This is a genomic window from Novosphingobium sp. (genome assembly GCF_027489515.1).
Classification (GTDB): Bacteria; Pseudomonadota; Alphaproteobacteria; order Sphingomonadales; family Sphingomonadaceae; genus Novosphingobium.
On record NZ_JAIXZS010000104.1, the window covers coordinates 15,040 to 36,890 of the forward strand.

Consider the following 21,851-nt stretch of genomic DNA (forward strand, 5'->3'; position numbering starts at 1 on the left):
CCGATGGGCTGTCTTGCTCATGAACGGTTCGTTTGTCGATTCCAAGGCAAGACGAGACTGCTAGTGCAGTGCAGCATTACCCAAGGAGAGTGATTCGCATGGGCAAGGTCCCCGTTCTCGTTACCGGCGGCGCCGGCTATATCGGCAGCCATGCGGTGCTGGCGCTGAAGGATGCGGGCTGGTCGGTCGCGGTGATCGACAACCTGACGACGGGTTTCCGCTTCGCGATCCCCGATGGCGTGCCGCTCTATGAAGGCGATATCGAGGATGGCGCGCTGCTGGCGCGGATCTTCGCCGAGCAGAAGATCGGCGCTGTCATGCATTTTGCCGGATCGATCATCGTGCCGGAATCGGTCGAGAATCCGCTGAAGTACTACCACAACAACACCGCAAAGAGCCGCGCGTTGATTGCGGCGGCAGTAGAGGCCGGGGTCTCGCACTTCATCTTTTCCTCGACGGCGGCGACCTATGGCATCCCTGAAGTCTCGCCCGTGACGGAGGACAGCCCCAAGGTGCCGATCAATCCCTACGGCATGTCCAAGCTGATGACCGAAACTATGCTGGCAGACACGGCGCGGGCGCATCCCATCAACTATTGCGCGCTGCGTTACTTCAATGTGGCCGGCGCGGATCCCGAAGCTCGGACCGGGCAATCGACGGCGGGGGCGACGCATCTGATCAAGGTCGCGGTAGAAGCCGCGCTCGGCAAGCGCAGCCATGTCGGCGTGTTCGGCACCGATTACGAGACACCCGACGGGACGGGGGTGCGCGACTATATCCACGTTTCAGACCTTGCCGCCGCGCATGTGCTGGCGCTGGAGGCGCTGATCGACCAGCCGGAGCGTTCGGTGACGATGAACTGCGGCTATGGCCGGGGCTTCTCGGTGCTCGAGGTGCTCGATGCGGTGGACCGGGTGACCAACAACAAGATCGAGCGCAAGCTGGAAGGCCGCCGCGCCGGCGATCCCGATTCGCTGATTTCGGACAACCGGCGCATCAAGGCGACCTTGCCGTGGGAGCCGCGCTATGCCGATCTTGACGTGATCGTGCAGCATGCGCTGGCGTGGGAGCGCAAATTGACCGAGATCCGTGGGGACGGTTGACTTTCCGCTTCCTCGCGCATAACCGCCGCGTTCCAATTTCGGCCCGGTCGGCTCGGGCAAAAGGATTCGCCATGAAGATTCGCAACAGCCTGAAGTCGCTCAAGGATCGTCACCGGGACAACCGCGTGATCCGTCGCCGCGGCCGCACCTACGTCATCAACAAGACCCAGAAGCGCTTCAAGGCGCGCCAGGGCTGATTGCCGTCCCTGCCGCGCGCAGGGCCGGGTGATCATACGGTTTTGAACCGGCAGAGGGCCTCCGCGAACGCGGGGGCGCTTTTGTTTGTGCGGAAGGAATCGCTGGCGTGAGCGCTGAAATCGACGCGGTCGTCTGGGATATCGGCCACGTGCTGGTGCAGTGGTCGATCCGCAACCTCTACGAAAAGCTGATCCCCGATCCAGCCGAGCTTGACTGGTTCCTCGCGCATGTCGCCACGCTGCCGTGGCACTTCCGGCACGATGCGGGCGAGCCGCTGGCGGACCTCATCGCCGAGAAGGTTGCCGAGTATCCCGAGCACCGCGCCCTGATCGAGGCCTATGCGCCGCGCTGGCTGGATACGATCCCCGGGCCGATCGACGGTACGCCCGCGCTGGTCGAGGCACTGGCAGCCCAGGGCGTGCCGCAGTTTTCGATTACCAATTTCGGCGCGGATACCTGGGCGATGTTCCGCCCGACCTTCCCCGTGCTGGATCACATGGGTGATATCGTGGTCAGCGGCGTCGAGCGGCTGATAAAGCCCGATCCGGCAATCTTCCATCTGGCGGCGCAGCGCTTTGGCCATGCGCCGGAGCGGATGCTGTTCATCGACGACAATGCGGCGAACATTGCCAGTGCGTCCGCGCTAGGCTGGAACGTGCATCACTTCACGCGCGGAGCGGAGGCGCTGGAGGCGGATATGAAGGCGCGAGGGTTGATCTAGGCAAGCCCGATCAGCGAGATCTGGCGGCCATAGCCTGCCTCGCCCGCATGGGTGGAGCGGCGGAACGAGTAGAACCGGTCGGCTTGCGCATACGTGTCCTCGCCCAGCATGGTGACGGTGCCGACGCCGAAGGCGGCGAGGCGCGCGGCAACATAGCCTTCGAGATCGAACCAGCTGTGCCCGGCGCGGCCGGCCTTGAAGAAGCGGGCGTTGGCTTCGTCCTCGGCGGCGAAGCGCGCCTCGAAGGCGGCGTCCACTTCATAGCTTTTCTGCGCGATGCAGGGGCCGACCACGGCGGCGATGCGCGCGCGGTCTGCGCCAAGGGCCTCCATGGCCTCGACCGTCCGGTCGGTCACGCCGCCGATAGCGCCTTTCCAACCGGCGTGGGCGGCACCGATCACGCCAGCCTGTGGATCGTGGAACAGGACCGGCGCGCAATCGGCGGTGAGCACGCCGATCAGCAGTCCGGGCTGGCTGGCCACCAGTGCATCGGCCTTGGGGCGGGCCGCATCGTCCCAGGGTGTGGTGACGGTGACCACATCCGGCGAATGGATCTGGTAGCAAGTGAGGAGCCGCGCGCCCGGCAGCACGGCTTCGCCCGCGCGGCGGCGGTTCTCGGCGGTATGGGCGGGATCGTCCTCGCTGTAGCTAACGTTGAGCCCGGCGTGGAGGCCGGTGCTCACCCCGCCGCGCCGGCCAAGGAAGCCGTGTGCCGCGCCGGTGAGTGCCGGGTGGGCCAGAGCCTCGAGAGCCTCGACCGACGCCATCATCCCTCAAGGCTCTTGCTGACCTGCTCGCGTACATCGCGCGAGAGGCCGGGTTCTGCAGCGATCCGTTCGAGTTCGGCGCGCATCAGCGCGGCACGCACCGGTTCGATCCGGCGCCAGCGGCCAAGCGGCGGTACGAAGCGCGCGGCGACATTGCCGTTGATGGGGTCGAGCTTGAGAATCAGATCGGCGATCATCTTGTAGCCAGCGCCATTCGCCGCATGGAACGCCTGCGGATTTGCGGCGAAGGCCATGTAGAGCGCGCGGACCCGGTTGGGGTTGGTCAGCGTGAAATCCGGATGCTCGGCCAGCGCGGTGACATGCGCGAGTGTATCGGGATGGAGCGCACCGGCCTGGATCGAGAACCACTTGTCGATCACCAGCGCGTTGCCGGCAAAGCGCGCGTGGAAATCGGCGAGTGCGGCGCGGCGGGCTTCGTCGCACTCTGCCGCGCCGATCCCGGCGAGGACCATCAATGCGCCCTGCCGGTCAGTCATGTTGTCCGCCGCGTCGTATTGCGCCTTGGCGCGGCGGGCGGCTTCGGCGGGGTCGCTCGCAGCGAGATAGACCAGCGCCTGCGTCTTCAGCTTGCGCGCGCCGCGCGCCGCAGCCTCGAGGCTGTAGGCCACGGCGGTGCAGCGATCGTGGAGCACATGCCACTGGGCGGCGAGCTCGCTGCCGAGCCAGCGCTTGAGGGCCTCGCGCTCGGCATGGATGCGCGAAGGGTCCGCCTGGGCGAGCTGTTCGGCGATATAGCCTTCGCCGGGGAGGATCAGCAGTTCGCCGCGCATCAGGTCGTCGAGCGCGTTGTCGGCGAGCACCGCTGCATAGACATCGCGGATCGCGGCAAGGCCTTCGCTGCGCGCGTCCTGGCTCAATTCGCCCGAGACGGCGGCGACGAGGTGGCGGACCATCAGCTGCTGCATTGCCTCGTAGCGGGCGAAGGGATCATCATCGTGCGCGGCGAGGAAGACGAGATCGGCATTCGTCACTGCCATGTCGATGGCAACCGGGGCGGAAAACCCGCGGTTGATCGAGAGGACCGGCAGCGCGGCGAATCCGGGGAAGGTGAAGGTCTGTTCGGCCTCGCTCAGCACGAGGAGCTGCTCGCCAAGGTGCTTGCCGCTCGCCCGGTTGAACAGCGCGGTGCGCAGCGGGATGACCATCGGCTGCTTGTCCGGCTGGCCGGGGGTCGGGGGGACAGTCTGGCTGAGCGTGAGCGTGGCGGTGTCCCCAGCATGGGTGAGCGTCGCGGTGACGCGCGGGGTGCCGGCCTGCTCGTACCAGCGGCGGAACTGCTTGAGGTCGAGCCCAGCGCCGTCCTCGATTGCCTTGACGAAGTCCTCGCAGGTCGCCGCTTCGCCGTCGTGGCGATCGAAATAGAGATCGGTGCCATGGCGGAAGCGCTCCGCGCCGGCCAGCACCGTCATCATGCGGATCACCTCGGCGCCCTTGTTGTAGACCGTCGCGGTGTAGAAGTTGCTGATTTCCTGATAGGAATCCGGGCGGATCGGATGCGCGAGGGGGCCCGAATCCTCTGGGAACTGCGCCGCGCGCAGGACGCGCACATCCTCAATCCGCTTAACCGGGGCCGAGCCCATGTCGGCGCTGAACTGCTGGTCGCGCAGCACGGTGAAGCCTTCCTTGAGGCTCAACTGGAACCAGTCGCGGCAGGTGACGCGGTTGCCCGACCAGTTGTGGAAGTATTCGTGCGCAACGACGCCTTCGATCGCGTCGTAATCGCCGTCGGTGGCGGTTTCGGGGTCCGCAAGGATGTAGCGCGTGTTGAAGACGTTGAGGCCCTTGTTCTCCATCGCGCCAGCGTTGAAATCAGCCACGGCGACGATGTTGAACAAGTCGAGGTCGTACTCGCGGCCATAGACCACCTCGTCCCAGCGCATCGAATCGATCAGCGCCTTCATCGCGTGCCCGGTGCGCGTCTCGTCTCCGGCGCGGACGTAGATGGCAAGATCGACCTTGCGGCCCGAGCGTGTGGTGAACTGATCGCGCGAGGCGACGAGATCGCCCGCGACGAGCGCGAAGAGGTAGGATGGCTTGGGCCAGGGATCGTGCCATTCGGCCCAATGGGTGCCGTCGGCGTTCTCGCCGCTGGCGACCGGATTGCCGTTGGAAAGCAGCACCGGGAAGCCCGCCTTGTCGCCCGTCATCCGCACGGTGTAGCGGCTGAGCACATCGGGCCGGTCGGGGAAGAAGGTGATCCGGCGGAAGCCTTCGGCCTCGCACTGGGTGCAGAGCATGCCGTTCGAGGCATAAAGGCCGGAAAGCTGGGTATTGGCGGCGGGATCGATCTCGGTCTCGATGGTCACCGTGTGGCGGTCGCCCGGCAGGTCAATCAGGAGGGCGGGGCCATCCATGCGCCAATCGTTGTGCGCAGCGCCGTCGACAAGGATGCTCTTGGCGGCGATGCCATCGCCATCAAGCCGCAGCGGTCCGCGCGCCGCGCCATTGCGCTCCACCACCAGATCGGCTCGCACCTTGGTGGCGGTGAGCGAGAGCGCGAAATCGAGCGCGATTTCCGGCACCAGCCATTCGGGCGGGCGATAATCAGCGCGCTGGATGACGGGAGCGGGGATGGCAGGGGTTCGGGAAAGGTCGTTCATGCCCGCCAATGTAGGGCGCCTGCGCGCACGGGGAAGCGCAAAATCGGCGGGTGCGCAAAACTTCGCGGCAAGAGCGCTTGACGGGGCGGCGAGCGGGCCGCACCCATGGCGCAACCGGGCAAGGGGACGGGGTCGCGCACCATATGCCGCTCAAGAGACTGTACGTGCATGCTGTGCTGGCGCTGCTGGCGGCCTTTCCGGGGCTTGCCCATGCGGCCGCCACGTTTGATGTCGATCATGCGGCGCAGCTTTATCTTGCGACGCTGAGCGCCCCCGCGAAGGCGCGGTCCGATGCCTATTTCGAAGGCGGCGAGTGGCTGGCGCTGTGGGGCACGCTGATCTCGGTTGCGCTTTGCTGGTTCTTGCTGCGCGTGCGGCTGCTGCCCAAGGTGCGCACGGCGATGCATCGGCGCGGCTGGCGGCCGTGGCTCGGCGTGCTGGCCTGCGCGCTGGTGTTCATTGCTGCCGACACGCTGCTGAGCCTGCCCTGGACTTTCTATACCAGCTATTGGCGCGAGCGGCAGTATGGGCTGATGAACCAGTCGGTGGGGGCGTGGCTCGGCGACCAGGCGATCGGCCTCGTGCTGAGCGCGGTTCTTGGCAGCGTGCTTCTGCTGGTGATCTATGCAGTGATCCGCAGGTATCCGAAGCACTGGTGGCTGATCGGGACGGGCGTGGTCGGCGTTACGATCACAGCCCTTGTCCTCATCACGCCCGTGTTCATCGTGCCGCTGTTCAACACGCAGTCAGAGCTGCCGGACGGGCCTGTGCGGGCCCGCGTAGTGGCGATGGCGAAGGCCAACAACGTGCCGTCCGAGCACATCTATCTCGTCGATGCCTCGCGCCAGTCCGATCGGATCTCCGCGAACGTTTCGGGCATCGGGCCGACAATCCGGATCTCGCTCAACGACAACCTGCTCAAGCAGTCCAGCGTGGCGGAAACCGCGGCGGTAATGGGACATGAGCTGGGCCATTATGTGCTGGGGCACGTGTGGCGGACGATCGTGGTGCTAACCTTGCTGATGGGGCTGCTGCTGTGGCTGGCTTCGCGCATCGCGCCGGCGCTGATCCGCTTCGGCGGGCAGCGCTGGGATGTGCGCGGGTTGGCCGATCCGGCCTCGCTCCCAGTCCTCGCAGGGGTGCTCAGCGTGCTGTCGTTGCTGGCGACGCCTATGACCAATACCCTGATCCGGGTCGATGAAAGCGAGGCCGATGCCTTTGGCCTCGACGTCGCGCGCGAGCCTGATGGCTTTGCTTCCGCAGCGATGAAGCTTTCGGCCTACCGCAAGATCGCCCCGGGAGCGCTCGAGGAAATGCTGTTCTTCGACCATCCCTCGGGCAAGACGCGGGTCTACATGGCGATGCAGTGGAAGAAGGACCACGTACCGAACGCGGCCGAAGTCGTGCCGCCCCCTTTACCGGAGCCCAAGCCGTGAAGCTGCTGATCTTCGGGATGGGCTATACCTCGCAGGTAATTGCGGGGCGGCTGCGCGCGGCGGGCTGGGAGGTTGTCGGCACGGGGCGCGAGGGCACCATGCGGTTCTACGACCGCGAGGCGGTGCTGAGCGGTCTTGCGCAGGCAACCCATGTGCTGTCCTCCGTTCCGCCAGCGCGCGAGGGCGGCGATCCGGTGATCGAAGCTTATGGCGAGGCGCTGGCGGCGGCGCCGGCAAAGTGGATCGGCTATCTTTCCTCTACTGGCGTCTATGGCGATGTCGGCGGGGCGTGGGTGGATGAAACGGCGGAGGTCGGCAGCGGGCGGCGTTCGGCGCGGACGGCGGCGGATCTGGCATGGCAGGCGCTGGATGGGCGCGTGCGGGTGTTCCGCCTTCCGGGCATCTATGGCCCCGGACGCAGCGCGCTCGACCGGGTGCGTGAGGGCCATGCCAAGCGGATCGCGCTGGCAGGGCAAGTGTTCAGCCGCGTGCATGTAGAGGACATTGCCCGCGGCGTGATTGCGGCGATGGACGGGCCGGCAGGGGTCTACAACCTCGGCGATGATGAGCCTTCGAGTCAGAACGCGGTGATCGAGGAAGCGGCGCGGCTGCTGGGCGTCGACCCGCCGCCGCTGCAGACGCTGGAGGAGGCCGCGCTCTCCCCCATGGCGCTGGCGTTCTATGCCGAGAACCGGCGGATCGCGAATGGCAAGGCCAAGCGCGTGCTGGGTTGGCGGCTGACCTACCCCACCTATCGTGAGGGGTTGCGGGCCCTCAATGCCACGACCAGCCCGATCATTGCGAGCGACGCACCGGCACCGGCCAGCAGCGACCAGCGATAACCCTCGACCGCGGTCGAGATCAGCATGGCAACGACAGGGACCAGCACGCCGTTATAGGCCGCACGGCCCGGTCCGAGCTCGCGCAGCAGGCCGTTGTACATCGGGAAGGTGACGACCGAGCCGATGATCGCCAGATAGGCAGCGCCGCCCGCGTAGGACCAGGTCCAGTCGAACTGTGGCGGCCCGGAGATGATCCACGCGATTGTCGCATCGACAAGCGCGCCGATCATCATGGCCCAGGCGAGCAGCGTCGGTACCGGCTGGCCGCGCGCGGCGGGGCTTGCCTGCACCACGTTGCCGACCGAGGCGAAGGTGATCGCAACAATCACCATGAAGCCGCCGACAATGACCTGCGCCCCCATCGAACTGTTCTGGGCGAGGGCGATGCGATATTCGTGGAGCATCAGCAGGGCGATGCCGACCAGCGCTATGGCGGTGCCGAGAAGGAAGCTGCGCGTGATCCGCTGCCCGAGGAACACACGCGAAAGGATCGTGTTAGGCACGAGCAGCAGTGCGAAGAGCACCGCGACGAGGCCCGAGGTGATGTACTGTTCGGAGCGGTAGACGAACTGGAAGTTGAGGCTGAACACGCTGCAGCCCATGACTGCGGCGACCATCAGCCCGCGTTGGTCGGGCACCAGCGGCAAGCGCTTGAAGGCGGCAAAGACGAACATGCCGATTGCAGCGCCGGTGAAGCGCCAGGTGACGGACCAGCTCGGCGGCACATCGCCCAGCTGGTACTTGATGGCGATCCAGGTCGAGCCCCAGATCAGCGCTGTGAGCAGGAAAGGGACGAGGATGCGGGGCTCGAGGAACCCCGCTTCATTGGTCTGGTGGTCGACGCTCATAGCGCTGCCAGCGCGCGGGCAAGCGCCTCGACTTCATGGGGCGGGCTGCTCCACGCGGTGACGAGACGGGCGGCGCCCGGCGCGCCGGCTGGGGCAGACCAGTCGTAGAAATCGAAGCCCTGCGCGCGCAGCAAGGTCTGTTCGGCGGGGGATAGGATCACGAAGATTTCGTTGGCCTCGACCGGGTGGATCAGGCGATCAGTGCAGGCCGCCGCGATTTCCTGCGCGGCGGCATTGGCGGCACGGGCGTTCTCCAGCCAGAGATCGCCCTCGAGCATCGCGAGAATCTGTGCGGCGAGGTAGCGGCCTTTCGATTGCAGGTGCCCGGCGCGCTTGCGGCGAAATCGCACGACATCGACGAGATCGGGCGCGAAGAATACGATGGCTTCGGCGCTCATGCCGCCGTTCTTGACGCAGCCGAAGGTGAGCGCATCGACCCCGGCACGGACAGTGATCTCTGCCGGGTGGCAGCCGAGGTGCGCGACGGCATTGGCGAAACGTGCGCCGTCCATATGGAGGCCGAGCCCGTGCTCCTTGGCGAGGGCGCCGATGGCGGCGACTTCGGCGGGGGTGTAGACCCGGCCGCATTCGGTGGCCTGCGTAATCGAGATCGCATGCGGCTGCACCTGATGCACGCCAGGGCGGATCGCCCCCAGCACCGCGCCGATCGTCTCGGGGGTGAGCTTGGCGCCCTCACCTTCTGCCAGCAGCAGCTTGGCGCCGTGGAGGAAGAAGCCGGGCGCGCCGCCTTCGTCCATCTCGATATGCGCCTCGCGGTGGCAGACGACGCCGCCATGTGGTGGGACCATGGCCGAGAGCGCGAGGCAATTGCCGGCGGTGCCGGTTGCCACCCAGAGCGCGGCGCATTCGGTGTCGAAAAGGTCCGAGAACGCTGCATCGAGCCGGGCGGAGAGCGCATCACCGTCATAGGCGGTATCGGGCGTGTCGGCGGCCTGCATCGCCGCCCAGATGCGGGGGTGGACAGGGGCGGCGTTGTCGGAGAAGAACTTCATGGGCGGTGCCTTTAACCGGCATGGTGCGTTGGGGGAAGTGAGCTTGCCTTGGGAGGCCAATAGCTATGAATGACCCCGCCATTACCCTCATCGATGAAGGCACTCACGGCGAATATGTCGCGCGCGTGGCGGATAGCAGCGCGGTGGGCCGGCTGACGTGGATCCGCCGGGGCGAGGTACTCACGACCGAACACACGCTCGTGCCACCCGAGATCGGCGGACGCGGGATCGCGGCCAAACTGGTCGAGGCACTGGTTGCCGATGCGCAGGCGCAGGGTTGGAAGATCGTGCCCGAATGCAGCTATGTCGCTGCCGCCTTCAGGCGCCATCCCGAATGGGCTGACCTGCTGGCCTGAGCCGGCCTCGTCAGGTCGTGCCGGTCGCGTCCGCCGGGGCGGGCTCTTTCAGCAGCGGTACGAGTTCGCGGTTGAGATCATCGAGTTCGAGCGCGCCGGCCTTCGCAAACCGCAGACGGCCGGCGCGGTCGAAGATGAAGTTGGTGGGAATCGAGTTGTTGATCGGGGCGTACTTGCCCTTGATCGACCGCAGCGGGGTGAGGCGCAGGACCGCAAAGAGCTTCTTGAGCTGGCTGATCGGGACCGAGCTCTCGGTGGTGACGGCAAAGACGCGCAGGCCGTGCTGTTGCTGGACGGCGTAGTAGGCGTCCAGCAGCGGCAGCTCCCGCTTGCAGGGGCCGCACTAGGTCGCCCAGAAATTGAGCACAACGACCTGCCCGCGCAACTGGGCCAGCGTGACCTTGCTGCCGTCGATCATCGTCATCTCGAGCGGCGGAGCCAGTTCGCCGACCTGCGGCTTGGCGGCTCCCATGCTGGCAGCGGCGGCAACGGCGAGCAGCGCAAGCCGGATCCTGCGGGCCAATTCGGGCATCATCGCAGCTCCTTCCTTCGTTTGCGCGGCGCCATCGGAGGCTTCCTGTGCCGGCGATGCGAACGGGAATGATAGGCCCAAGCGGTGCCCCTTGTCATGCATGTGCAGCCAGAATGGAGCGGATGTTCCGGATCGACACGCGCGGACTGCGCTGTCCTGGTTAATTGGTGATCGTCCGGTCCCCACTTTCGGGTTAGGATGACTTCAACGAACGGCAGGTAGCCGCCAGAACGTAGGGGGATGTTGTGCCTGAGACCACCAGCGGTGACGACTATATCGGCAATCCGTTCAATGGCGCCGATCCCTGGAGCAGCATCAGCACCGGCGCGGGCAATGACTATATCTGGTCGCACATCTTCAAGCCGACGCTGACTGTGGATGGCGGGCCAGGTTTTGACATCTTCGTGATCCCGGACGGCTGGTGGGGCAATTTCGACATCAAGGATAATGGCAATGGCTGGACGGTCACGCACCTGGCGGGCGGGCAGATGTTCCAGGTCACCAATGTCGAACTGCTGATCATCCGCCCGTTCCGCAGCAGCGATTATTCCTTCTACCACGATCCCTTCAAGAACGCGGACGGCGGCTATGTGATCGACTGGAACAATCTGACCACCGAGCAGCGGGGCATGTATGCCGCGACTTCGGGCTACCTGGCCTTTGATGGGTTCAAGTATTGGCCCAATCTCAATTACGGCACCGACAAGGCCGACCTTGTTTTCCTGCCCGATCAGAAGAACTACGTAATCTATGACCCTGCCGCCGAAGTCTATGACCGGGTGTGGGACTATGCGCAGACCTACTATGCCGCTGGCGGAGATGACCGGATCTACGGTGGCGACTGGAACGACATCATCGACGGCGGGCCGGGCAACGACCAGCTCTATGGGCGCGACGGCAACGACACCTTCCGCGATTCGCCGTTCAGTTACGACAATACCTCGGTGCATGGCTACATTGACGGCGGCAAGGGCACCGACAAGGTGGAGTTTGGCAGCAATACGCCCGACCGCATCGTCGACGGCGCCGGCAAGGTGCTATGGTCGCAAGGCGGACCTGTCTCGCTCGACCTGACGGGGCAGACCGTCTTCGCGCAGTATCTCGACGCCGCAGGCCGCGTGGCCGGCGCGATCGAGATCGTCGGCGTGGAGAAGCTGACCAATCTCTTCACCACGACATCGCCCAGCGAGCTGCTGTTCAACCAGTACGCCAACAGCGTCGACTTTACCGCACTGAGCGAGGCGCAGACGGCGGCAATCAAGGCGCTCGAGAAGGCCGGCAAGCTCGCTGATCTCTATCAGGCTCTGGAAGGCGACGATGTGGTCCAGCTGCCGTCCGCCAATGCGCTGCTCGGCACGGCAGCGCGTTGGGACGCGGCACAGACCTTCCGTGCAGGCTATGGCGACGACACGATCATCGGCAGCGCCGGCGCGGATACCATCGAGGGCGGCAGCGGGAACGATACGCTCAACGGGATGGGCGGCAACGATACGCTGTTCGGCGGATACGACGCAGACCGGCTTGATGGCGGCAGTGGCGCCGATGCGATGGACGGCGGCCTCGGCGACGATACCTATATCGTCGATGCGACGGCGGACCAGGTGACCGAGACCCTGAGCGGCGGAACCGACCTCGTGCTGAGCTCCAAGACCTATACGCTGAGCCCCTATGTCGAGAACCTGACGCTGACGGGCGCGGAGCGGATCTGGGGCACGGGCAACGGGATCGCCAACCGGATCATCGGCAATGATGCGAACAATGTGCTCGACGGCGCGGGTGGAGATGACCTGCTCGATGGCGGGCTGGGCGCGGACCGCCTGATCGGCGGCACCGGCAGCGATACGTTCTTCGTCAACTCGCTGGACGACACGGTGCGCGAGGAAGGCAGCGACATCGATCTGGTGCGCAGTACCGTCTCGTTCGTCCTGCCGACGCTGGTCGAGAACCTCACGCTTGAAGGCACGGCCATCAAGGGCATCGGCAACGCGCTCGACAACACGATTATTGGCAATGCCGCCGCCAACATGCTCGACGGACGTGCTGGCGGCGACCGGATGAGCGGGATGGGCGGCAACGACACTTATGTGGTCGACAGCCTGTCGGACACGGTCACTGAACAGGCCGGTGACGGGATCGACACGGTGCGCGCGGGAATCGATCATACGCTGTCTGGCGAGGTCGAGAATCTCGTGCTGACGGGCACGCTCAAGCTCAACGGGAGTGGCAATGCGCTCGCCAACACGATCACCGGGAACGGCGCGGACAACCGCATCGACGGCATGGCCGGTGCCGACCGCATGCTGGGCGGCGCTGGCAACGATACCTACTTGGTCGATATCGCAGGCGACAAGGTGATCGAGGCCATGGGTGGCGGCGATCATGATATCGTGCTGAGCGCGATCAGCTTCAAGCTGGGCGTCAACGTCGAAGACCTCACGCTGACGGGATCGAACGCGATCAACGGGACCGGCAATGAACTGGCCAACACGATCATCGGCAATGATGCGAACAATGTGCTCGATGGCGGCAAGGGGATCGATACGCTCATCGGCGGCGTGGGGGATGACCGCTACTTCGTCGACAACAGCGAAGACGTGGCCGACGAAGTGACCGGCGGGACCGGGACCGACACGGTGTTCAGCTTGGTCTCCTATGTGCTGGGCGATTGGGTGGAAATCCTGCGGTTGTCCGGCTCTGCGGACATCAATGGTACCGGCAATTCGCAGGCGAACATGCTCTATGGCAATGTGGGCGCGAACCGGCTCGATGGCGGTATCGGCGCCGACGTGATGACCGGCGGTACAGGCAACGACACCTACGTTGTCGAGAACGTCGCCGATGTGGTGCGCGAAACCAGCGCATCGGGCGGGATCGACGGTGTCGAAAGCACGATCAGCTATGTGCTGGGGGCCAATGTCGAACTGCTTGCGCTCAATGGTGGCGACGACATTGCGGGCTATGGCAATGCGCTCGACAACGTGATCGTCGGCAATGTCGGCGCGAACCTGATCAATGGGCGCGATGGCAAGGACACGCTCTACGGGCTGGAGGGCAACGACAGTCTGCGCGGCGGCGCGCACGACGACATCCTGAATGGGGGCACCGGACAGGACCGCCTTTATGGTGAGGGTGGGCGCGACAGTTTCTTCTTCGATGCCGAGCTGACTGCGGACAATGTCGATCGCATCATCGATTTCGTGGCGGCGGACGATTCGATCTACCTTGCCAGGACGGTGTTCACCGGGCTCGCGCCGGGTGCGCTGGCCGAGGCGGCCTTCCGGATCGGCACGGCGGCGCACGATGCCTCCGACCGGGTGATCTATGATCAAGCCAAGGGCGCGCTCTACTTTGACGATGACGGCACGGGCCCGAATGCCAAGATGCTGTTCGCCACCCTTGCTGCCGGGACAGCGCTGACCGCTGCCGACTTCGCGATCTTCGGCTGAACGGCCGGTGCTGCCTCAGCCGCATATCATCGGCAGGCATTGGCACCTCCTTGTGCAAGGCGCTAACCGTCAGCCTGCGCGGCTCTCCGCCAGCGGCGCGGAGCCGAGAGGATGTACGACCGGTTCTTTGGCGCGCAAGGCGAAAGCGCGCAGCACGGCGCGGTAGCCGGTGAAGACATAGCCTTCGTTCAGGGCCAGCCATTCGCTGCGCCGTGCGCGATAGGCGGCGGGAAGCGCGTACCACGGCAGCTGCGGTTGCTTGTGATGGACAAGATGGAGGTTGTTGTTGAGGAACAGCCAGCCCAGCCGTGAGCGCTCGACAATGACGGTGCGCGCGTCGGTCGCGGTGGCCCAGCGGTGCTCGCAGAAGCCGCGCAGGCCAAGCAGCGCCATCGCGCAATAGACGGCTGCGACATAGGTCATGAGCGGCATCGCGAAGAAGACAAGGATTGCCGCCAGTACCGGAATGAGGCCAAGCGCGTGGAGCGCCCAGCCCTGCCGCCATGCGCGCGCTTCGGCGCCGCGTGCGGCAAGACCGAGGCGAATTTCGGCATTGAGGAAACGGCCGGCGGCGATGGCGGGGCCCATCACCATGCGGCCCAGCAGCGTGGCGTTACAGGCGAGCAGCAGGCGGGCCAAGCGCGGCAGGCGCCGGTGGTCTTCTGCGGCCCAATAGAAGGTCTCGGGATCGTCGTAGGGATCGGTAATGCGGCTGTCGACATGGTGCGCAAGGTGGGTTTCGCGGTAGCGGCGATAGGGGATCAGCAGCCCGAGCGGCAGGAATACCAGCGCCTCGTTCAAGCCCGCGCTGCGTGTCGGATGGCGGTGTATTGCCTCATGCTGCAGTGAGGAATGGAGCGCGATGGCGATCGCGAGCAGCGCGACTGCCACCCAGGGTGTGGCAGCGTAGAGCAGGCCTGCCGCAAGCCAGACGACATGGCATGCGGCGATCATGAGCACGGTCGGCCATTCGATGCCTGGACGCAGGGTGCGACGCAGGGCGTGCTCGAAATCGGCGTTGGTGTGCTCGAACATGTTTGCGGGACCGCCCTCCGAACCCGAATATCAAACCCGGGCAGTAGACATTCAAGGAGACAATGGTGACACTTCGTTGCATTTGTTCACCAGATGCGGCATACCGTGATTAAAGTCACAGAAAGAGAGCCATGGACAAGCGTGCGTTGGCGCATGTGTTTCGCGCCCGGCTGCAAAGCGTGTTTGACCGTTCGCGGCTGAACCAGGCCGCCTTTGCGCAAGGGATCGGGATCGACCGCTCGGCGCTCTCGCTGCTGCTTTCGGGCCGTACTGTCAGGCTACCCCGGGTCGAGACGCTGCTGGCGATTGCCGAGCGCCATGCGGTGACGATCGACTGGCTGCTCGGCCTTTCGGAAGACGAGGGCGTTACCGGCGCCATGCTCTCGACTGGAACGATCGAGACTACCGAGGAAGATGGAGCGAGCCTCCTCATGCGCTGGCATGCCGAGGCGGCAGGAACGAAAATCCGCTATGTGCCCGCGAGGATCCCCGACCTGCTGCGGACCAACGCGGTGATTGCCTATGAGGCATCGGCCGCGCACCAGAGCCCGCTAGCGCAAGTGGAGGATGCAGCCTTCCGCCTGGAATACAACCGCGCGGCGGGGACCGACATGGAATGCTGCATGCCGCTGCAGACCTTGGAGCAGTTCGCTGCCGGCGCGGGTATCTGGAGCGGCCTTTCCAAAACCGCGCGAGCTGCGCAAGTGGTGCACATGAGCGCGCTGATCGATGAGCTCTATCCTTCGTTTCGCCTCTATCTGTTCGATGGACGCGAGCGCTTCTCGATTCCCTACACGATCTTCGGCTCGACCCGGGTCGCGATCTTTGCCGGGCAGATGTATCTCGTGCTGAGCAGCGCGGAGACGATCCGGACCATGCAGCGCCAGTTCGAGGGCTTGATTCGCCACGCCCGTGTGCATGCGCACGAAGCGGCGGACTTTGTGCGGGGGCTCAAGGTTGGCTGAGTGCCCGCGCCTCGCCAGCCTCGCGATGTACCGCGATCCGCCGGAGGTGGCCGAGGCGACGCGGGGGCTGTGGGCCTATCTGCGCGATCGGCTGCGCGCGGCGGGGCTGGCCGAAGTGCCGGAGGGGCTGGACGAGGGGATCGCGCACGATGCTGCCTGGCTCGATCCTCGCCTCCTTCTGGCGCAGACCTGTGGCTATCCTTTGATGGCCCATCTTCAGGGCTTGGTGCGGTTGGTGGCAACGCCGGTCTATCGCCATCCGGGATGCGAAGGGGTGCTCAATGGCAGCTTCGTGATCGTGCGGGCCGGGGCGGCGACCGCGTCGCTGGCGGAGCTGCGCGGCGCGGTCGCGGCGATCAACGACCGCGGCAGCAATTCAGGGATGAACCTCTTGCGCCATGCGGTTGCACCGCATGCGGTGGATGGGCGGTTCTTCGCGCGCGTGGTTGAAAGCGGGAGCCACCGGGCAAGCATCGCGATGGTGGCGGCCGGCGAAGCCGACGTCGCGGCGATCGACTGCGTGACGTTCGGCAATCTGGCCCGGTTCGCACCGGAGACCATCGCGGGCGTGCGCATTCTGGCGGCGACGGCGAAGACTCCGGGCTTGCCGCTGATTGCGCGGGGCGCTGCGAGCGATGCGGAGGTCGCGATGCTGCAGGGTGCGCTTGCAGCCTTTGCGGATGATCCGGCCACGGCCGAGCTGCGCGAAGTGCTGCGGCTCGAAGGTTTCGCAGTGCTGGAGGCCGAAGACTATGACGCGTTGCTCGCGCTGGAGCGCGAGGCGGCGGCACTGGGCTATCCTGTACTTGCCTGAAGCGGCGGGAAATGGTGCTGCTGGGGAGGATTGAACTCCCGACCTCAGCCTTACCAAGGATGCGCTCTACCACTGAGCTACAGCAGCACACCATTTCCACATGCCGGGCGCCCCGCAATGCCGGGGCGGGCAGGCGCGCGCTTTGGCGGCGGGGCCCGCGTTTGTCAAGGACGGGCTTGCAGGCCGCGCGCCGGCACGGCAGAGACGCGTCCGATGTCCGACAAGACCCTACCGACTGGCGACAAGGCCGCGCTGACCCGCGAGGAGCGGTTGGCGCTTCGGCTGCGCGAAAACCTGCGCCGCCGCAAGGCGCAGGCGCGGGCGCTCGATGCTGCGGAAGCGGGCACCGGGGACGAGCCGCCTTCGCAGGCGTAGCGCGGCTCTCCGCGCAGCAGGGCTTTCCAAACCGCGAGGGGGGCGCTAGGTCCGCGCGCTTACCGCACCGCAGACACGCAGGACCTTCGATGCCCCGCCTGATCCTTATCCGCCACGGCCAGTCACAGTGGAATCTCGAAAATCGGTTCACCGGCTGGTGGGACGTCGACGTGACCGAGAAGGGTGCGGCCGAAGCCTTTGCTGCGGGTGAACTGCTGAAGGCCAAGGGCATCCTGCCGACGACCGCGTTCACCTCGCTACAGAAGCGCGCGATCAAGACGCTGCATCTGGCGCTGGAAGCGGCCGGGCGGATCTGGATCCCGGAAGACAAGGACTGGCGGCTCAACGAGCGGCACTACGGAGGCCTCACCGGGCTCGACAAGGCCGAGACTGCTGCCAAGCACGGCGACGAGCAGGTCAAGGTCTGGCGCCGCAGCTTCGACATTCCGCCACCGCCGCTGGAAGCGGGCAGCGAGTTCGATCTGGCCAGCGACCCGCGCTATGCCGGGATCGCGGTGCCCAATACCGAGAGCCTCAAGGACACAATCGCGCGCGTGCTGCCGTGCTGGGACGAGAAGATCGCCCCGGCGCTGCGTGCTGGCGAGACGGTGCTGGTCTCTGCCCACGGCAATTCGCTGCGCGCGCTGGTGAAGCATCTTTCCGGCATTTCGGACGCCGATATCACTGGGCTCGAGATTCCGACCGGGCAGCCGATCGTCTATGAACTGGACGACAATCTTGCCGAGATCGAGCGCTACTACCTGTCGGAGCGCTGAGGCGCACCGTCTGCAAGGGGATGTGGGGATGACTGAAGGCGCGGCAAAGGTCGCTATCGTCATGGGCAGCCAGTCCGACTGGGAGACCATGCAGAACGGCGCCGCCGTGCTGGAGAAGCTGGGCGTGGCGCATGAGTGCCGCATCGTCTCGGCGCACCGCACGCCGGACCGGCTGGTCGCCTTTGCCAAGGGCGCAGCGGCCGAGGGCATCCAGGTGATCATCGCGGGCGCAGGCGGCGCGGCGCATCTCCCCGGCATGATCGCCTCGATGACCCATCTGCCGGTGCTGGGCGTGCCGGTGCAGTCCAAGGCGCTGAAGGGCATGGATAGCCTGCTTTCGATCGTGCAGATGCCGGGCGGCATTCCCGTCGGCACGCTCGCTATCGGCGCGGCGGGGGCGACCAATGCGGCATTGCTGGCCGCCTCGATTCTCGCGCTGTCCGATCCTGCGCTTGGCGAGCGGCTGGTGGCGTGGCGTACGGCGCAGACTGATTCTGTTGCAGAAAGGCCGGTCTGAGCGGATGATCGCACCGGGTGAGACCATCGGCATTCTGGGCGGCGGCCAGCTTGGCCGGATGATCGCGCTTGCGGCGGCGAACCTTGGCTATCGCTGCCATGTCTATGCGCCCGAGGCGGATTCGATCGCGGCGGATGTGTGCGCGGGGTTCACTTGCGCCGGATGGTATGATGCCGAGGCATTGGCCGCTTTCGGCAAGAACTGCGCGGTGGTGACCTACGAGTTCGAGAATGTGCCGGTGGCGCCGCTGGCTGCACTTGGCGATGTCGCGCTGCATCCCGGCACCCGCTCGCTCGAAGTGGCACAGGACCGCGCGGCGGAGAAGAGCTTCGTCGAAGCGCTGGGCGGACGGCCCGCACCCTGGGCCACGGTCGACAGTGTGGCCGATCTGGCGGCGGCGATTGACCGGATCGGAACGCCGGGCATCCTCAAGACGCGGCGTGACGGCTATGACGGCAAGGGCCAGTGGCGGATCATGACGCCCGCTGATGCCGAGGCACTGGAGCTGCCGGAGGTGCCGCTCGTCTACGAGGGGTTCGTGACGTTCGAGGCCGAGTTTTCGGTGATCCTCGTGCGCGGGGCCGATGGCGACGTGCGCTTTTGGGACAGCGCCCAGAACGCGCACAAGGCGGGCATCCTCAGCCAGTCGGTCGTGCCGGCTGGCGATGCGGTGCGTTCGCAAATGGGCGCCGCGCGGGCGCTGGCGAAGCAGGTGGCGGATGCGCTGGGGCATGTCGGCGTGCTGACGCTGGAGTTTTTCGCCACGGCCGAGGGGCCGGTGTTCAACGAGATGGCGCCGCGCGTGCACAATTCGGGGCACTGGACTATCGAGGGCGCGCTCACTTCGCAGTTCGAGAACCATGTCCGCGCAATCTGCGGCCTCCCTCTGGGTTCGACCGAGCTTTGTGCGGCAGGCGTTGTGATGGATAACCTGATCGGCGACGAAGCGCATGACTGGCCGGCGATCCTGTCCGATCCGGCCAACCACTTGCATCTCTATGGCAAGGCGGCGGTGCGGCCGGGGCGCAAGATGGGGCATGTGACGAGGTTGGTGCTCTAGATGATGGGGCAGTCGATCTTTATCATCATTGCACGTGCGAGCGATGGAACGATTGGCGACAAGGGCACCCTTGCGTGGAAATTACCCAATGATCTCAAACGCTTCAAGGCACTGACTATGGGCAGGCCGATGATCATGGGGCGCAAGACGTTTGCCTCGCTGCCGGGGCTGCTGCCGGGGCGGCGGCACATCGTTCTGACGCGCGATGCGGGCTGGTCTGCGCCGGGTGCTGAAGTGGCGCATGACGTGGCCAGCGCGCTCGCCACAGCGGGTGAAGGCGAGGTCGCGGTGATCGGCGGCGCGGATGTGCTCGCGCAGTTCGAGCCGCACGCACAGCGCTACGAGCTGACCGAAGTGCATGGGGACTATGCCGGCGACACGCGCATTCCCTATCCGGCGGCGCCGTGGCGCGAGACGGCGCGGGAGAGCTTTCTGGCCGAGGGTGCCTATCCGGCGCATGACTTCGTGACCTTCGTGCGGGGGACGGCCTGATGCGCCTCCACGCGAGCGAACCGATGCCCGAGGCCCTGCGTGGTGCTGTCATTGCGCTGGGCAATTTCGACGGGTTCCACCTTGGCCATCAGGCCGTGGCCGGGGAGGCCGTCCGCTGGGCGCACGCAATGGGGCGGCCCGCGATCATCGCGACGTTCGACCCGCACCCGGTGCGCCACTTCAAACCCGATGCGCCGCCGTTCCGCCTGACCACGCTGGATCAGCGCGAGGCGCTGTTCACCGAGGCCAGGGCGGATGCCATGCTGGTGTTTGCCTTCGATGGCGCGCTGGCGGCGACGACGGCGGATTCCTTCGTGCGCGATCTGCTCAGCGAACGGCTTGGCGCGGCGGCGGTGGTGACGGGCGAGGACTTCACATTTGGCCGGGCGCGCGGCGGCAATATCGATGTGCTGCGCGCCGTGGGCGCCGAAGTGGGGCTGCAGACGCGCGCGGTCGGCCCGGTGCTGCTCGATGGCGAGGTCGTCTCCTCCAGCCGCATCCGCGAGGCGCTGGTGGCGGGCGATCCGCAAGAGGCGGCGCGGCTGCTGACGCGGCCCTTTGCGATCAAGGGCCCGGTGCAGCACGGCGACAAGGTGGGGCGGACGATCAACTTCCCGACCGCGAACCTTGATATCGGCACGTACCTCAGGCCGCGCTACGGCATCTATGCGGTGACGGGGCATCTACCTGATGGCCGCGTGCTGAAAGGCGCGGCCAACATCGGCATTCGGCCCACTTTCGATCCGCCGAAGGAACTGCTTGAGCCGCATTTCTTCGATTTTTCGGGCGATCTCTATGGGCAGGAGATCGAGGTGGCGTTCCACCACTTCCTGCGCGGCGAAGCGAAGTTCGACAGCCTCGACGCGCTGGTGGCGCAGATGGGGCGCGATTGCGATGAGGCAAAGCGCCTCCTTGCTCACATCGGCGGGTAGGCGATCATCACGCTGAGGACGTAGCCGCCCCAGAATGCGGTCGGCACGATCAGCCATGGCGCGCGGTGCTCGCGAGCGCGTAACACCAGCATGACCGCGACCGCGACGATCAGGGTGACGACAGTGCCCCAGAACGCCGCCGCGTTGCGCTGGAGGCCGCTGGTGTAGAACGGATAGGCGATGCACAGCGCGGCGAGCGCGAATGGCGTCCATGAACGCCAGCCGGAATCGCCACTGCCGCGCACATAGACCCAGCGCGCTGCGCCCATCAGGCCGAGCAGGACGGTCCAGATCAGGCCAACCACCGCGCCGGGCGGGATCATCGGCATTTGCCGCCCGCTGGGCCGCGCCCAGCCGATGGCGAAGAGGAAGCCGTTGATCGCGATGGTGGCCAGGATCAGGACGGCGACGTTCATGGCCAGCGCGCCGCGCCCTTCGGCCCTGAGGAACGCGGTGCTGAGATTGGGGGCGGGCATGGTCTTGTCCTTCAAGTAGGCGAAATCAGACCATAGGCCACGTCGGCGAAAGCGCGACGCAAGAATTTGCAGGAATCCGGGCGCGGCGCTAAGGCCCGCCGATCATGACAGAAGCCCCAGACTATCGCAGCACCGTCTTCCTGCCGAAGACCGATTTCCCGATGAAGGCCGGCCTCCCCCAGAAGGAGCCGGGCATTCTCGCGCGCTGGCAGGACGAGGGGCTCTACAGCCAACTGCGCAAGGCGCGTGCGGGCGCGGAGAAGTTCATTCTCCATGATGGCCCGCCTTATGCCAATGGCGACATGCATATCGGCCATGCGCTGAACCATATCCTGAAAGACATGGTCTGCCGCACGCAGAGCCTGCTCGGCAAGGACGCACCTTATGTGCCCGGCTGGGATTGCCACGGCCTGCCCATCGAGTGGAAGGTCGAGGAAGAGTACCGCAAGAAGAAGAAGAACAAGGACGAGGTTCCGCCGGTCGAGTTCCGCGCCGAATGCCGCGCCTATGCCCAGAAGTGGGTGGA

22 protein-coding genes, 1 tRNA gene and 1 pseudogene are annotated in these 21,851 nt (G+C 65.8%); 16 read left to right on the forward strand and 8 right to left on the reverse strand.

The window, feature by feature from the left end; all coding sequences use genetic code 11:
• Positions 1-98: 98 nt before the first annotated feature.
• From galE to Q0082_RS18400, 3 genes are all read left to right on the forward strand, one after another.
• The gene (gene galE / locus Q0082_RS18390; RefSeq protein WP_298195067.1) at positions 99-1,103 is read left to right on the forward strand and encodes a UDP-glucose 4-epimerase GalE; all 1,005 of its coding nucleotides are present in this window, start codon (positions 99-101) and stop codon (positions 1,101-1,103) included.
• 71 nt (positions 1,104-1,174) lie between these two features.
• The gene (gene ykgO / locus Q0082_RS18395) at positions 1,175-1,300 is read left to right on the forward strand and encodes a type B 50S ribosomal protein L36 (protein WP_054122357.1); all 126 of its coding nucleotides are present in this window, start codon (positions 1,175-1,177) and stop codon (positions 1,298-1,300) included.
• A 107-nt stretch (positions 1,301-1,407) separates the two neighbouring features.
• A complete protein-coding gene (locus Q0082_RS18400) occupies positions 1,408-2,022 on the forward strand; it encodes an HAD-IA family hydrolase (protein ID WP_298195068.1) in 615 nt (204 codons plus the stop codon).
• Here Q0082_RS18400 and pgeF read toward each other — a convergent pair.
• Both pgeF and pepN read right to left on the reverse strand, forming a co-directional pair.
• Positions 2,019-2,792, reverse strand: a complete 774-nt coding sequence (pgeF, locus tag Q0082_RS18405; RefSeq protein WP_298195069.1) for a peptidoglycan editing factor PgeF — start codon at positions 2,790-2,792, stop codon at positions 2,019-2,021. The two genes, Q0082_RS18400 and pgeF, sit on opposite strands and share 4 nt — an antisense overlap.
• Positions 2,789-5,410 carry an aminopeptidase N gene (gene pepN, locus Q0082_RS18410; RefSeq protein ID WP_298195070.1) on the reverse strand — a complete coding sequence of 874 codons (2,622 nt, stop codon included), beginning with the start codon at positions 5,408-5,410 and terminating at the stop codon, positions 2,789-2,791. The genes pgeF and pepN overlap by 4 nt, the downstream gene beginning before the upstream one ends.
• 164 nt (positions 5,411-5,574) lie before the next feature.
• Between pepN and Q0082_RS18415 the strand changes: the two genes are divergently transcribed.
• Complete coding sequence (locus tag Q0082_RS18415) at positions 5,575-6,846, forward strand: M48 family metallopeptidase (RefSeq protein ID WP_298195071.1); 1,272 nt, start codon at positions 5,575-5,577, stop codon at positions 6,844-6,846.
• Positions 6,843-7,688 (forward strand): SDR family NAD(P)-dependent oxidoreductase, encoded by an 846-nt coding sequence (locus Q0082_RS18420; RefSeq protein WP_298195072.1) that lies wholly within the window; start codon positions 6,843-6,845, stop codon positions 7,686-7,688. The genes Q0082_RS18415 and Q0082_RS18420 overlap by 4 nt, the downstream gene beginning before the upstream one ends.
• On the opposite strand, the gene Q0082_RS18425 is transcribed toward Q0082_RS18420, so the two are convergent.
• Together Q0082_RS18425 and Q0082_RS18430 are read right to left on the reverse strand one after the other, a co-directional pair.
• The gene (locus Q0082_RS18425) at positions 7,598-8,536 is read right to left on the reverse strand and encodes an EamA family transporter (protein ID WP_298195073.1); all 939 of its coding nucleotides are present in this window, start codon (positions 8,534-8,536) and stop codon (positions 7,598-7,600) included. The genes Q0082_RS18420 and Q0082_RS18425 overlap by 91 nt on opposite strands.
• The gene (locus tag Q0082_RS18430; RefSeq protein WP_298195074.1) at positions 8,533-9,549 is read right to left on the reverse strand and encodes a beta-eliminating lyase-related protein; all 1,017 of its coding nucleotides are present in this window, start codon (positions 9,547-9,549) and stop codon (positions 8,533-8,535) included. Before Q0082_RS18430 ends, Q0082_RS18425 begins: the two co-directional genes overlap by 4 nt.
• A gap of 65 nt (positions 9,550-9,614) precedes the next feature.
• On the opposite strand from Q0082_RS18430, the gene Q0082_RS18435 reads away from it, so the two are divergent.
• Complete coding sequence (locus tag Q0082_RS18435; RefSeq protein WP_298195075.1) at positions 9,615-9,905, forward strand: GNAT family N-acetyltransferase; 291 nt, start codon at positions 9,615-9,617, stop codon at positions 9,903-9,905.
• A gap of 10 nt (positions 9,906-9,915) precedes the next feature.
• On the opposite strand, the pseudogene Q0082_RS18440 reads toward Q0082_RS18435, so the two are convergent.
• Positions 9,916-10,440: pseudogene (locus Q0082_RS18440) on the reverse strand (TlpA disulfide reductase family protein).
• A gap of 242 nt (positions 10,441-10,682) precedes the next feature.
• Here Q0082_RS18440 and Q0082_RS18445 point away from each other — a divergent pair.
• A complete protein-coding gene (locus Q0082_RS18445; protein WP_298195076.1) occupies positions 10,683-13,883 on the forward strand; it encodes a hypothetical protein in 3,201 nt (1,066 codons plus the stop codon).
• Between the two features lie 69 nt (positions 13,884-13,952).
• Here the strand turns inward: Q0082_RS18445 and Q0082_RS18450 are convergent, their stop codons facing one another.
• Positions 13,953-14,918 carry a fatty acid desaturase gene (locus Q0082_RS18450; protein ID WP_298195077.1) on the reverse strand — a complete coding sequence of 322 codons (966 nt, stop codon included), beginning with the start codon at positions 14,916-14,918 and terminating at the stop codon, positions 13,953-13,955.
• Between the two features lie 131 nt (positions 14,919-15,049).
• On the opposite strand from Q0082_RS18450, the gene Q0082_RS18455 reads away from it, so the two are divergent.
• On the forward strand, positions 15,050-15,883 hold the full coding sequence (locus tag Q0082_RS18455) for a helix-turn-helix transcriptional regulator (protein WP_298195078.1): 834 nt from the start codon (positions 15,050-15,052) through the stop codon (positions 15,881-15,883).
• Positions 15,876-16,697 (forward strand): PhnD/SsuA/transferrin family substrate-binding protein, encoded by an 822-nt coding sequence (locus Q0082_RS18460; RefSeq protein ID WP_298195079.1) that lies wholly within the window; start codon positions 15,876-15,878, stop codon positions 16,695-16,697. The genes Q0082_RS18455 and Q0082_RS18460 overlap by 8 nt, the downstream gene beginning before the upstream one ends.
• Before the next feature lie 12 nt (positions 16,698-16,709).
• On the opposite strand, the gene Q0082_RS18465 is transcribed toward Q0082_RS18460, so the two are convergent.
• Positions 16,710-16,784: transfer RNA gene (locus Q0082_RS18465), tRNA-Thr, on the reverse strand.
• A 126-nt stretch (positions 16,785-16,910) separates the two neighbouring features.
• Here Q0082_RS18465 and Q0082_RS18470 point away from each other — a divergent pair.
• The 6 genes from Q0082_RS18470 to Q0082_RS18495 all read left to right on the forward strand — a co-directional run bounded on the left by Q0082_RS18470 (position 16,911) and on the right by Q0082_RS18495 (position 20,849).
• Positions 16,911-17,072 carry a hypothetical protein gene (locus Q0082_RS18470; protein WP_298195080.1) on the forward strand — a complete coding sequence of 54 codons (162 nt, stop codon included), beginning with the start codon at positions 16,911-16,913 and terminating at the stop codon, positions 17,070-17,072.
• An 89-nt stretch (positions 17,073-17,161) separates the two neighbouring features.
• Positions 17,162-17,848 carry a 2,3-diphosphoglycerate-dependent phosphoglycerate mutase gene (gene gpmA / locus Q0082_RS18475; RefSeq protein WP_067906546.1) on the forward strand — a complete coding sequence of 229 codons (687 nt, stop codon included), beginning with the start codon at positions 17,162-17,164 and terminating at the stop codon, positions 17,846-17,848.
• Between the two features lie 28 nt (positions 17,849-17,876).
• Positions 17,877-18,365 carry a 5-(carboxyamino)imidazole ribonucleotide mutase gene (gene purE / locus Q0082_RS18480; protein WP_298195081.1) on the forward strand — a complete coding sequence of 163 codons (489 nt, stop codon included), beginning with the start codon at positions 17,877-17,879 and terminating at the stop codon, positions 18,363-18,365.
• A 4-nt stretch (positions 18,366-18,369) separates the two neighbouring features.
• A complete protein-coding gene (locus tag Q0082_RS18485; RefSeq protein ID WP_298195082.1) occupies positions 18,370-19,425 on the forward strand; it encodes a 5-(carboxyamino)imidazole ribonucleotide synthase in 1,056 nt (351 codons plus the stop codon).
• Between the two features lie 3 nt (positions 19,426-19,428).
• Positions 19,429-19,917, forward strand: a complete 489-nt coding sequence (locus tag Q0082_RS18490; RefSeq protein WP_298195085.1) for a dihydrofolate reductase — start codon at positions 19,429-19,431, stop codon at positions 19,915-19,917.
• Positions 19,914-20,849, forward strand: a complete 936-nt coding sequence (locus Q0082_RS18495; RefSeq protein ID WP_298195086.1) for a bifunctional riboflavin kinase/FAD synthetase — start codon at positions 19,914-19,916, stop codon at positions 20,847-20,849. Before Q0082_RS18490 ends, Q0082_RS18495 begins: the two co-directional genes overlap by 4 nt.
• Here Q0082_RS18495 and Q0082_RS18500 read toward each other — a convergent pair.
• Positions 20,834-21,340 (reverse strand): TspO/MBR family protein, encoded by a 507-nt coding sequence (locus Q0082_RS18500; protein ID WP_298195083.1) that lies wholly within the window; start codon positions 21,338-21,340, stop codon positions 20,834-20,836. The two genes, Q0082_RS18495 and Q0082_RS18500, sit on opposite strands and share 16 nt — an antisense overlap.
• A gap of 89 nt (positions 21,341-21,429) precedes the next feature.
• Between Q0082_RS18500 and Q0082_RS18505 the strand changes: the two genes are divergently transcribed.
• Positions 21,430-21,851 (forward strand): class I tRNA ligase family protein (locus tag Q0082_RS18505; protein ID WP_298195084.1); only part of this gene is annotated, 422 nt, incomplete at its 3' end.

What these genes read in the sequence shown, in the direction of transcription:
- galE (WP_298195067.1), top strand. Translation starts at nt 99, where the DNA reads ATGGGCAAGGTCCCCGTTCTCGTTACCGGCGGCGCCGGCTATATCGGC.
- Q0082_RS18490 (WP_298195085.1), top strand. Translation starts at nt 19,429, where the DNA reads ATGGGGCAGTCGATCTTTATCATCATTGCACGTGCGAGCGATGGAACG.
- Q0082_RS18435 (WP_298195075.1), top strand. Translation starts at nt 9,615, where the DNA reads ATGAATGACCCCGCCATTACCCTCATCGATGAAGGCACTCACGGCGAA.
- pepN (WP_298195070.1), bottom strand. Translation starts at nt 5,410, where the DNA reads ATGAACGACCTTTCCCGAACCCCTGCCATCCCCGCTCCCGTCATCCAG.
- ykgO (WP_054122357.1), top strand. Translation starts at nt 1,175, where the DNA reads ATGAAGATTCGCAACAGCCTGAAGTCGCTCAAGGATCGTCACCGGGAC.
- Q0082_RS18425 (WP_298195073.1), bottom strand. Translation starts at nt 8,536, where the DNA reads ATGAGCGTCGACCACCAGACCAATGAAGCGGGGTTCCTCGAGCCCCGC.
- Q0082_RS18430 (WP_298195074.1), bottom strand. Translation starts at nt 9,549, where the DNA reads ATGAAGTTCTTCTCCGACAACGCCGCCCCTGTCCACCCCCGCATCTGG.
- gpmA (WP_067906546.1), top strand. Translation starts at nt 17,162, where the DNA reads ATGCCCCGCCTGATCCTTATCCGCCACGGCCAGTCACAGTGGAATCTC.
- Q0082_RS18450 (WP_298195077.1), bottom strand. Translation starts at nt 14,918, where the DNA reads ATGTTCGAGCACACCAACGCCGATTTCGAGCACGCCCTGCGTCGCACC.
- Q0082_RS18470 (WP_298195080.1), top strand. Translation starts at nt 16,911, where the DNA reads ATGTCCGACAAGACCCTACCGACTGGCGACAAGGCCGCGCTGACCCGC.
- purE (WP_298195081.1), top strand. Translation starts at nt 17,877, where the DNA reads ATGACTGAAGGCGCGGCAAAGGTCGCTATCGTCATGGGCAGCCAGTCC.
- Q0082_RS18485 (WP_298195082.1), top strand. Translation starts at nt 18,370, where the DNA reads ATGATCGCACCGGGTGAGACCATCGGCATTCTGGGCGGCGGCCAGCTT.
- Q0082_RS18455 (WP_298195078.1), top strand. Translation starts at nt 15,050, where the DNA reads ATGGACAAGCGTGCGTTGGCGCATGTGTTTCGCGCCCGGCTGCAAAGC.
- pgeF (WP_298195069.1), bottom strand. Translation starts at nt 2,792, where the DNA reads ATGATGGCGTCGGTCGAGGCTCTCGAGGCTCTGGCCCACCCGGCACTC.